This window comes from Sporosarcina sp. SAFN-010 (assembly GCF_059415065.1).
The window spans coordinates 1-10298 of sequence record NZ_JBPFDS010000030.1 but is presented as its reverse complement, the minus strand read 5'-3'; the positions used below and the strand labels follow the sequence as shown (position 1 = coordinate 10298).

10 protein-coding genes are annotated in these 10298 nt (G+C 42.4%); 3 read left to right on the top strand and 7 right to left on the bottom strand.

What is annotated here, in order from left to right; translation table 11 throughout:
* Positions 1-101: 101 nt before the first annotated feature.
* The 3 genes from opuFB to ACR65F_RS17910 all read right to left on the bottom strand — a co-directional run bounded on the left by opuFB (position 102) and on the right by ACR65F_RS17910 (position 4071).
* On the bottom strand, positions 102-1619 hold the full coding sequence (opuFB, locus tag ACR65F_RS17920) for an osmoprotectant update ABC transporter permease/substrate-binding subunit OpuFB (protein ID WP_440505321.1): 1518 nt from the start codon (positions 1617-1619) through the stop codon (positions 102-104).
* Positions 1616-2566 (bottom strand): ABC transporter ATP-binding protein, encoded by a 951-nt coding sequence (locus ACR65F_RS17915; protein WP_039042626.1) that lies wholly within the window; start codon positions 2564-2566, stop codon positions 1616-1618. The genes opuFB and ACR65F_RS17915 overlap by 4 nt, the downstream gene beginning before the upstream one ends.
* Before the next feature lie 140 nt (positions 2567-2706).
* A complete protein-coding gene (locus ACR65F_RS17910) occupies positions 2707-4071 on the bottom strand; it encodes an alanine/glycine:cation symporter family protein (RefSeq protein WP_125102678.1) in 1365 nt (454 codons plus the stop codon).
* A gap of 402 nt (positions 4072-4473) precedes the next feature.
* On the opposite strand from ACR65F_RS17910, the gene ACR65F_RS17905 reads away from it, so the two are divergent.
* Complete coding sequence (locus ACR65F_RS17905; protein ID WP_039042628.1) at positions 4474-5439, top strand: c-type cytochrome; 966 nt, start codon at positions 4474-4476, stop codon at positions 5437-5439.
* A gap of 160 nt (positions 5440-5599) precedes the next feature.
* Complete coding sequence (locus ACR65F_RS17900) at positions 5600-6586, top strand: c-type cytochrome (RefSeq protein WP_440505320.1); 987 nt, start codon at positions 5600-5602, stop codon at positions 6584-6586.
* A gap of 60 nt (positions 6587-6646) precedes the next feature.
* Here the strand turns inward: ACR65F_RS17900 and ACR65F_RS17895 are convergent, their stop codons facing one another.
* The 4 genes from ACR65F_RS17895 to ACR65F_RS17880 form a co-directional block, all read right to left on the bottom strand.
* Positions 6647-7840, bottom strand: coding sequence for an alanyl-tRNA editing protein (locus tag ACR65F_RS17895; protein WP_440505319.1), 1194 nt, complete (start codon positions 7838-7840; stop codon positions 6647-6649).
* Positions 7841-7926: 86 nt separating this feature from the next.
* Positions 7927-8835 (bottom strand): EamA family transporter, encoded by a 909-nt coding sequence (locus tag ACR65F_RS17890; protein ID WP_197054089.1) that lies wholly within the window; start codon positions 8833-8835, stop codon positions 7927-7929.
* Positions 8836-8970: 135 nt separating this feature from the next.
* The gene (locus tag ACR65F_RS17885) at positions 8971-9213 is read right to left on the bottom strand and encodes a YczO family protein (protein WP_039042631.1); all 243 of its coding nucleotides are present in this window, start codon (positions 9211-9213) and stop codon (positions 8971-8973) included.
* Positions 9214-9234: 21 nt separating this feature from the next.
* A complete protein-coding gene (locus ACR65F_RS17880) occupies positions 9235-9540 on the bottom strand; it encodes a DUF3243 family protein (protein ID WP_039042632.1) in 306 nt (101 codons plus the stop codon).
* A 154-nt stretch (positions 9541-9694) separates the two neighbouring features.
* On the opposite strand from ACR65F_RS17880, the gene ACR65F_RS17875 reads away from it, so the two are divergent.
* Positions 9695-10198 carry a general stress protein gene (locus ACR65F_RS17875; RefSeq protein WP_039042633.1) on the top strand — a complete coding sequence of 168 codons (504 nt, stop codon included), beginning with the start codon at positions 9695-9697 and terminating at the stop codon, positions 10196-10198.
* The last annotated feature ends 100 nt before the right edge of the window (positions 10199-10298 follow it).

Here is a 10298-nt window from a genome sequence, read left to right as displayed (position 1 = left end):
CTTTTCATAGTTAATCCTATTGTAAAAGAAAAAGACTATAGGCAAATCCATGATTTCTGGAGTTTGTCTACAGTCTGAAGGCTGCCGTAGCAGCCTTTTCTTCACTTCAACAATCCAGCGTTCATAAGAAACTCACGTGCCACATCCTCAGCGTTTTCTCCACCTGAGTTTACACGGAAGTTCATGTCACGCATTTCATCGTCCGTCACTTTTCCTGCAAGCTTATTCAATACATCTTCTAACTCAGGATATTTCTTGAGTGTCTTTTTCAACAAGAGAGGTGCCCCTTGATAGGGTGGGAACAGTTCCTGATCATCTTCGAGCACGGTCATTTCGTACTCTTTCAATTCACTGTCCGTTGAGTATGCATCCATTAAGTTGATGTCGCCTGTTTCAATTGCTTGGTACCGTAATTTAGGTTCCATCGTTTTCACAGAAGGGAAGTCCACGCCATATAATTTTTGAATGCCTTTGTACCCGTCTTCACGGTCGTTAAATTCAAGAGTGAATCCGGCTTTTACATTGGCTTCAACTGCAGACAAGTCTGAAATGGTCTTCACACCCGTCTGTTCCTCAAATTGCTTGGAAATCGCTAACGAATACGTATTGTTATACGACATTGGCGGTAACAGCGTCATATCGAACTGATCGGCAAGACCATCACGCGCCTGTTCGTACACTTCCTTGCGATCATTGCTGACAGCTTCATCTTTTAAAAACTCGGAAAGTGCTGTCCCTGTGAATTCCGGATACATGTCAATACTGCCTGACTTAAGTGCATTGAATACGAACGAAGTTTTGCCGAGACCTGGTTTCAGTTCGACAGTCAGGTCAGTTTCGTCTTCAATGAGGAGTTTGTACATGTTAATAAGGATTTCCGGTTCAGCACCGAGTTTGGCACCGATTACTAACTGATTATTCGAACGCCCGGACAAAAATGGGAACACGATAACGAGCAAGCTAATAATGAAAAATACAATGAGAGCGGTAGCAGCCCGTTTGAATGAAAGACCTTCAAATTTCTTAAGCAAAAAGTCGAATGCAAGCGCTAGAAGTGCTGCAGGAATAGCTCCTAATACAATAAGGGAAGGATTGTTACGGTCAATCCCCAGAAGGATTAAATCCCCTAGACCACCCGCTCCGATGAGTGCAGCAAGCGTAGCTGTTCCGACAATAAGCACCATCGACGTACGGATACCCGCCATAATGACAGGCATTGCAAGAGGAAGTTCAACTTTGGTCAATCGTTTCCACGTCGTCATCCCCATTGCAGTGGCAGCCTCTATTAATGAAGGATCAACTTCTTTGATACCCGTATACGTGTTGCGCAAAATTGGCAACAACGCGTATGCAACGAGCGCGATAATGGCAGGTACTTTCCCGATACCGAGTAGCGGGATGAGTAATCCAAGCAAGGCGAGGGATGGAATAGTTTGCAACACCGCACTTGCCCCGATGACACTTTCCGCAATCCGTCGCTTGTTCGTTAGATAAATTCCAAGTGGAATGGCGATTAATACAGCAAAAACGAGCGCAATCAAGGAAATTTGTATATGTTCTAATAGCGCACTAGCCAATTCTCCTTTACGATCTTGAAAAACTTCAAAGAAATGACTCATGCTGTCCCCGTCCTTTCTTTCTCATGTGTTGCTAAAAAGGAGAGTAACGCTTCTCGGGACAACGTGCCGACAATGTCGCCCTTATCCTCGATAGAAACCACATCCGCTACTAGCAGTGCGTCCAATACAGTACTCCATCCAGCGTCAATCGCTAATGGCGGTGCGTCTAAATGAATCGATTCAGACGTGGGTTCCATATGATCTCGTATGACAAAAGGTTGAGTGCCGCCACTTCCGATAAATTCTTGTACAAAAGGTGTCGCAGGGGCAGCTGTAATTTCATCAGGCGTCCCGAGTTGTTCAATTTTCCCGTCCTTCATAATGCAGATACGATCCCCTAATTTCATCGCTTCCTGAATGTCATGCGTAACAAATACGATTGTTTTTTTTATCGTCCTCTGTAAATGCAACAAGTCATCTTGTAGCTTCAATCTACTGATGGGGTCGAGTGCACTGAATGGTTCATCCATCAAGACAATATCCGGATCTGCCGCAAGCGCCCGAACTACTCCAATTCTCTGTTGTTGTCCACCAGATAATTCACTAGGTTTACGTCCTCTGTATGTATCAGGATCTAACTCGACCATATTCAGCAATTCAGTAACGCGATTATGGGTCCGGTCTTTTTTCCACTGTTTCAGTTCAGGCACAATCGAAATGTTCTCTTCAATGGTCATGTGCGGAAACAATGCAATCTGCTGCAAGACATATCCGATTTGCCACCGTAGTTCGTGAATCGTATAGTCACTAATCTTTTTATCATGAATACGGATAGTCCCGTCCGACAAGGGAATAAGACGGTTAATCATTTTTAGTGTCGTGGTTTTCCCGCATCCACTCGGTCCGATCAGTACAAAAAATTCCCCTTCTGTAATTTCGAAGTTTACATCTTCCACGACGTTCGTTTTTCCATCGTATGACTTAGAGACACCTTTAAACTTTATCATCAACACCGCTCCTTGTTTTTTCACAAGCTCTCTTACTCTCATTTTGTTAGAAAGATATCTATATACCTATATCCTTAACTGTCAAAAAAAAACCTCCATCGTACAGATATTTGTACGACTGGAGGAATGAATGTATTTTATTATTTTTTTCTTTCTATTGGATAGAGATTCGTAAAGTAATCATTTGTCACTTCACGGACTTTTCCACTTAAGAATAATACAGCGATCACGTTCGGTACGACGACAATCGCGAGTAGTAAATCAAGGAACTTCCATACGAATTGTAATCCGCCAAGTGCGCCTATAACAATAGCAACAATATAAACCAAACGCATCACTTTTGAAAAACCAGTACCAAATAAGAATTCTGCCTGCTTTTCTCCGTAGTAGATGATGACAACGACCGTCGTAATGACGAACAAGAAGAGGACGACTGAAATAATCACACCACCAATAGTTGCACCGAAAACAGTGCTATACGCTTCTGTCACCATTGAAGAGGCATTATCGGCATCGATGACTTTCCAAACACCTGTCGTTAATACTACCATTGCCGTCATGGTACAAACGATGAGCGTATCTACAATGACTTCAAATACTCCCCAAAAGCCTTGCTTCGCTGGATGATTATTCACCGCAGCAGCGTGTGCAATCGGTGCCGTTCCAATTCCTGCTTCGTTCGAGTAGAGTCCGCGTGCCAATCCCCATCGAATAGCAGCGGCAACACCAGCACCTGCAAATCCACCTGCCGCAGATAACGGCTGAAATGCATATGTAAAAATAAGTCCAAATGCTGCGGGTACCTCTGTAATATTGAACGCGATCACAATGAGTGCGCTGACAATATATACGACCACCATGGAAGGGATAAGTCGCTCTGTCACACGTCCAATTGCTTTAATTCCTCCGAAGGAGACAAGTGCCACTAAAAGTGCAACAATAATTCCGGTAATGTACGGAGGTAATCCAAACGAACTTTCGATTGTAGTCGCGATCGAATTGGACTGAACCATCGTACTGGCAATAATTTCGATCATCAGTGCAAATGCGAAAAGATATGCAACTTTTTTCCAACCAAGTCCTTTTTTAATATAATACATCGGACCGCCTACATAATCACCAGCTTCGTTCTTTTCCCTGTACTTGATACCAAGGACGACTTCTGAATACTTCGTGCCGATTCCGATTAACGCAACGAGCCACATCCAAAAAATTGCACCTGGACCACCGAGGGCAATTGCAACAGGTACCCCGACAATATTGGCGGCACCCATCGTGGAAGCAAGTGCTGAGGTTGTCGCCTGAAAAGGTGTCAGTGTGCCGTCTCCAGAGCCTTTCGACAAGATTTTCCCAAAGGTCTGACGAAGAATGTGAGGCATGTACTTGAATTGAAAGAACCCAAGACGAATTGTCAGAAACAGTCCTCCGCCAATCAGCAGTATAATAATTGGTGCGCCCCATAAAAAATTTGAAACAACTTCTACCCATTTTGTAAACGTATTCAAATGTGCCATCCCCTTTTGAGTGCTTGAAACCGTGCGTAGAAGTTTCAGGTTGTACATGCTGAACAAATAGTGAATTCCGAATTGCCAATCGGTTTAAGTACTATACTAGAGAAACAATAAAAGAGTTGTCAATCATTTTTATATAACGGAATATACTGTCTATTTTTTGTTGCATTAATAAATAATTATTATACAAAAAGCGAGGGTAGCTAAATTTATTTAAATAATTTTCCGGGATTACGTTTAGGAGAGATTATAAAGGGAAGAGTATTGTGCTTTTTAAAAATACAAAAAGATACAAGTTTGCGAAATTCATTGAGTAAAAGTTTTATAAAAAAAGGGAAGAGGTAGAGCTGTGCTTGAAGCGTTTCAAGTACAAACAACTAGATAGGAGGAGTACATATGAAAAACAAATCCACAGTTCTGCTAAGTGTGTTAGCAGTTGTAGGAATCATACTCATTTTTGTACTAGCGAACGAGTTGAAAGATAGTAAGGTCAAGCAACAAGAAATTGCAGATGGAAATATAGAAGCTGTGTTGGATGACATCGATATTGCCCACAATCCACCTTCTATAGATGATGTACCTGATGGACCAGAAGGGGATGCGATTAAAAGAGGTTACGCACTTATGATGGACACGTCAAATGAACTACGGAAAAAAGCAGAAACCAGTGATGGAGAAGAAGTAATGAGTCAACTTGCTTGTACAAGTTGTCATGCTGGCGCTGGATTAGATGAGGGTGTTTCTTCCTTGGTAGGTGTGACTACAAAATATCCTGCGTATCGTTCCCGGAATGATAAAATCGCAACGATAGAAGATCGCATCAATGGATGTATGGTTCGTAGTATGAATTATGCAGAGTTCGAAGATGGTGATGAGGATTTGTCGGCAATGGTTGCTTACTTAAGCTATATCTCCGAAGGGATTCCGCAAGGCGCTGACTTACCTTGGCTTGGAAAAAACGAAGTAGATGAAGTTCCAATTCCAAATGTCGACAAAGGAAATTCTATCTTTCAGCAGTCATGTATCGCATGTCATGCGACAGATGGAGCAGGTTCCGGGCCTACAACTGGTCCCGCACTATGGGGAGAAGGCTCTTTCAATGATGGTGCTGGTATGGGAAGAATGTCGAAAATGACAGGCTTTGTCCAAAAGAATATGCCAAAAACAGATCCTGGCTCTCTTACACCCCAAGAAGCAGCGGACGTTTCGGCATTCATCTTATCCCAAGAACGACCGGAATTTGAAAACAGTGATGAAGACTGGCCGGACGGTGATGGGCCTAAAGATATTATGAATAAAGAAAAGCAACAACAAGTTAAAGAAGGCTCGATTGATTGGGAAAAGGTGTTAGGACATAAGTGATTAAGGACATCCATAGGGGATACCCGTGGATGCTCTTTGCGTCGCGTGAAAATTTATAAATAACTAAGGGAATTCCCTATTTCAATCCAATTTACTTTAATTCCATATCATAATAGAATGTCGTTTGATACAATAGTCACAAACGAAGGAGGAAGTAAAAATGAGAAAAACCTCTACTTTAGTATTAGCTGTATTAGTGGCTATTTTTGCACTTACAATTGTCCTTATGTCTTTCCAATTAAAAACGAACAAAGCGGCTGAAAATGAAGGTGTAGCAGATGTAACTGAAACTGAAGCCGGATCCGATAGTGCTGCGGGTGGTGAAATTCAACATAATCCGCCTTCAATGGATGACGTTCCAGACGACGAGCTTGGTGATGCAATCAAGCGCGGATACGACCTTGTAAACGATACTTCTACTGTATTGCGAAATGAAGCTCCCACTGCAGAAGACGGTGAGAAACTGGTAAACGAATTATCATGTACTAGTTGTCACGCAGGTGCTGGTTTGGACAGTGAAGTCTCTTCACTAGTAGGAATGTCAGCAGTGTATCCGATGTATATCGGACGTTCTGGTAAAATTGTTTCATTAGAGGATCGTATCAATGGATGTATGGTTCGAAGCATGAATGGTACAAAGTTTGAAAGCAATGATCCAGATTTAAAAGCTATGGTTGCGTATATGACTTATATTTCTGAAGGAATTCCAGTAGGTGCGGAGTTGCCTTGGCGTCACCAGAATAGTGTAGACGACATGCCAATTCCAAGTGTTGCAGATGGAGAAAAAGTATATCAGCAATCGTGTGCAACATGTCACGCAGGTGATGGAAGTGGAACTGGTTCTAACACGGGTCCAGCATTATGGGGAGATGGCTCCTTTAATGATGGTGCTGGAATTGCGCGCCTAACTAAAATGGCAGGCTACGTGCACAACAATATGCCAGTTGGAAATCCAGGAAGTCTTTCTGATCAGGAAGTTGCTGACGTTTCAGCGTTCATCCTATCCCAAGACCGTCCTGAGTTTGGAAATCATGAAGGAGATTGGCCAAATGGCGGACGTCCAAGCGACTCGATGACAAAAGAGCGTCGCGATGAAATCAAGGCTGGCACAATTGACTGGGAAGCAGTTATTGGTAAGAAAGAATAAATGGAAACCCCCAACAACGCAATTAATGCGATGGTTGGGGGTTTTGGGTTGTATTTGTTATTATACGTGAACGGGAATGGAGCGCTCGAGCAACTCTGATAGATCTTCGGCAGGCATGGTTCGTGCACCGCCTCCCTGAACTGATGACGCAGAGCCTCCTCCTTTACCTTCTATTGCAGGAAGTACGATGGATGAAACCGTACGCATATCCGGCGTGAGCGAATTTGTACGCGATGCCACGAATTGCAACTTCTCGCCATCATCCGAAACGAGTAAAACAATTGCCTGTTCACGAAGAGCAAGTGTTTTGCGAGCAAGCTTTTGCAATTCTTGCATGGCACGATTTTTGTATGTTTGTCGAATGACAATAGTTTTTCGTTCTGCAAGAGATGCCGCTTCTACTTCAAGCAACTGTTCGTTCGCGGCTTCTAATTGCTTTTCCAACGTATGTTGCGCATCGAGTAGTTTTTGTGTGGCATCAGCTGCTTGGTCCAATGGAGCGCTCAGAAGACGTGCAACGTCTGAAAGTTCATCATGAACTGTACCAAGCTGATGGAGGACCCGCCCTCCGCACACAAAGTGGATGCGTGTATTCTTTTTCTGCTTTTCAGTGGAGAGGACCTTTAACGATCCGATTTGTCCGGTGGAGCTAGGGTGTGTACCTCCACATCCGTTTGTATCGAAGTCCGGAATGATTACGAGACGAATTTCTTCATCGACACTGATTTGTTTGCGAAGTGAATATGCTGACAGTTCTTCTTGCGTCACCCATTTCTGCTCAATCGGTCGATTTTCAAGGATAATTGAATTGGCCAGTTTTTCAGCCGCACGCAGTTCATCAGAAGAGACCTGATCAGTGGCGAGATCGATGGTCACGAATTCTCGTCCAAGGTGAAAACTGACGGTAGGGTAGTCAAAAAGTTCAACAAAAGCAGCAGTCAGTACATGTTGACCAGTATGCTGTTGCATATGATCAAACCTGCGATCCCAGTCAATTTCAGCAGAAACCGTTCCTCCGATGACCAATGGAGTTTCCAAATAATGTCTAATTTCTCCGTCGACTTCTTCTACGTCCACAACTGTAATGTCTGCAATATGTCCTGTGTCATGAGGTTGTCCGCCACCAGTAGGGTAAAACGCAGTATTCTCCAGTACTGCGAACGGTCGTCCTTGTTCATCAACAGCGTGCTGTGTCACCACTGTTGTGAAGCTGGTACGGTAAGGCTCTTGATAATATAAGCGGTCTTGCAACATCGAAAAACTCCTCTCTAGCTTGTCTCGTTTTCTATGTATTCATTGTACGGGGTTGCTGTCTTATATGCAAAAACGTCTGAACTGCATTAGAGCAGTTCAGACGTTTTTGGGGGGAGACGTTTAAGTCGTCTCTGTGCAAGTGACGGTAAAGTCATCCCGAATAATATTATTAAAATCCCAATGATTTGTATGAACGTAATATGTTCACCAACTAATACAACAGAGGCGGTCATAGCGACCGGAAGCTCCATAGCACTAAGAATGGACGTCATTGCGGTACCCACTTTAGGAACTGCGATGGAGAAGAGATAGATGGGAATTATAATTCCGAATAAGCCAAGGACAAGTCCATATAATAAGAGGCTTGAAGTGAATAATTGTCCGGTCCAAACGATTTCGGGTGATTGGAAGAACAAGATCACAATTACTGCGAAGAAAGAAGTAAATAGTAGGCGAGTGGTTGTATCCATTCCTTCAATCGCTTTTTGGTTCGCCATCACGAATGAGGCAAAACTTGTTGCTGAAGCCAGCCCAAATGCCCACCCTTGCCAAGGGATACCACTCAAATCGACATTTAAAATACCTGCTGCAAAAATCGTTCCAGTGAAAAGGAATACGAGTGAAATCACTTCTACCCTCTTCGGTAAACGTCGACTGGCTATACAGTCAAATAGCATGCCAATCCACGTAAATTGAAAGAGCATAACTACTGCCAGTGATGCAGGCATATACTCAACTGTTTTTCCATAAACAATCCCTGTTAAAGCGGTGAAAAATCCTGCAAGTATAAGTGTCCAGCCCCCACCAAAACGAGGACGCTTGTGTTGAATGATGATGTAAAGTAAAAGGGCGATTAAGAACCCTATGAAGAATTGGCTAGTAACAGCTTGAGAAGCCGAATAACCATCTTTAATGGCTAATTTGACAATAGATGAAAGAATTCCGTAACTGCTTGCCGCGACAATTACGAGAATGGGATATATCCAAAATTTCATAATGCATTTCCTCCTAAGCTAAATAGTATATCACGCTGATTACCATTTTGATACGTTAGGAAGTTAGACCTCTAATTATTGCCCGGGAAATGAAAAAAAGACACCCTCTGTTTAAGAAGGTGTCTACGGATAAAATTATCTGCCCGCGTATTTTTCTTCACTGGATGATTGATCTTTGGATTTACGATGGTTTTCTTGCTTTTCTTCTTCCCATTCCATATTTGTGTCTTCAACAGGGACTGCATCTACCGTTTGCATATCTTCATGCATATCAAAAAGGGATTCTTTGTCAGTTTTAACGGCATCAGGGTTATCCAAATAAGGTTGGATAACCTCTTTTCGATCTTCGGCAGTGAATGACTTTTTCTTGTCGTTCATGAATAGTCCTCCTTTTAGGAGTTACTCCGCTTTGACGAGTTTCAGCAAAAGACTGGACAGTGCTTTTTGCTCTTCCTTGTCGCCGACTTTCCAAAGTTCTTGAAGCACGTATTGTTCGCGGTTTTTCGGTTCTTCGTGTTTCGCCAAATACCCTGCGACATACTCTGTTGCCTTCGTCAGTTGTTCCTCACTGAGTCCCAACTTTTCACCTTTGCTTACTTTGTCGGAGAGATAATCTTTAAACGATGTAAAGTTTTTTAAGATATCTTCTTTCTTTTCACTGTCCAACTTATTTAGTTCACCTTCAACTTTGCCTTTAACGTCCATAGGAAGTGTCCACTCCTTTTATGTGATAGTAACAGTATTGACTAATCAGCAAAAAATAAACATTACAAAATAAGTGTTTCTAAAGATGTCTGTTTGGGGAATAGATACTTACACAAGGAGCGACCAATTATATGGGGAAGGAAGTGAATGAATTATGAAGCAAAAACGGTATGTGGGGACATTTCATTCAATTGATAATGTGTTAATTAAAATTACACAATTAAAATCGTTCGGTTACACAAAGGACGAAATCCTGGCAGTTTCCAATTTGGATGATAATGACAGGATGCTCGAAGATCAAACAGATATTGTGTTAGCGACAAGAGAACAAGACGGATTTTTAGGACGTATGAAATTCTTTTTTACAAATGATGAACCAGCTAAAGAAGCATTCGAGCAGCTCGGTTTTAATGAACAACAAACCAAGGCCTTTTACAATGAAGTCAAGGATGGCGGAGTAGCATTATTTGTTTTGGACGATCCAAAAACACCACGGCATCCGGATCTCTTTAGCGAAAATAGTAAAATCGACACCAATCGATCAGACAGTTCAAGCGAGATTTCAGAAAGTGGGGTTCCGCTTGAAAATGCAGGTGCAGATGCCGAAGTAGAAGAAAATGCTGGCCGATACCCACGTATCAATACAAATAATCTTTAATAATAAAAACCGGCTTAAGGTGATGGGCTAACCTAAATTAATGAGACAATATAAAACACCTTCGAAGTGGTACACTTTTAAAAAGTACTTACATCGGAGG

Bases quoted from the DNA above. Each gene is read 5' to 3' on its own strand.
- ACR65F_RS17895 (WP_440505319.1), bottom strand. From the start codon at position 7,840: ATGTTGCAAGACCGCTTATATTATCAAGAGCCTTACCGTACCAGCTTC.
- ACR65F_RS17900 (WP_440505320.1), top strand. From the start codon at position 5,600: ATGAGAAAAACCTCTACTTTAGTATTAGCTGTATTAGTGGCTATTTTT.
- ACR65F_RS17915 (WP_039042626.1), bottom strand. From the start codon at position 2,566: ATGATAAAGTTTAAAGGTGTCTCTAAGTCATACGATGGAAAAACGAAC.
- opuFB (WP_440505321.1), bottom strand. From the start codon at position 1,619: ATGAGTCATTTCTTTGAAGTTTTTCAAGATCGTAAAGGAGAATTGGCT.
- ACR65F_RS17875 (WP_039042633.1), top strand. From the start codon at position 9,695: ATGAAGCAAAAACGGTATGTGGGGACATTTCATTCAATTGATAATGTG.
- ACR65F_RS17880 (WP_039042632.1), bottom strand. From the start codon at position 9,540: ATGGACGTTAAAGGCAAAGTTGAAGGTGAACTAAATAAGTTGGACAGT.
- ACR65F_RS17885 (WP_039042631.1), bottom strand. From the start codon at position 9,213: ATGAACGACAAGAAAAAGTCATTCACTGCCGAAGATCGAAAAGAGGTT.
- ACR65F_RS17890 (WP_197054089.1), bottom strand. From the start codon at position 8,835: ATGAAATTTTGGATATATCCCATTCTCGTAATTGTCGCGGCAAGCAGT.
- ACR65F_RS17905 (WP_039042628.1), top strand. From the start codon at position 4,474: ATGAAAAACAAATCCACAGTTCTGCTAAGTGTGTTAGCAGTTGTAGGA.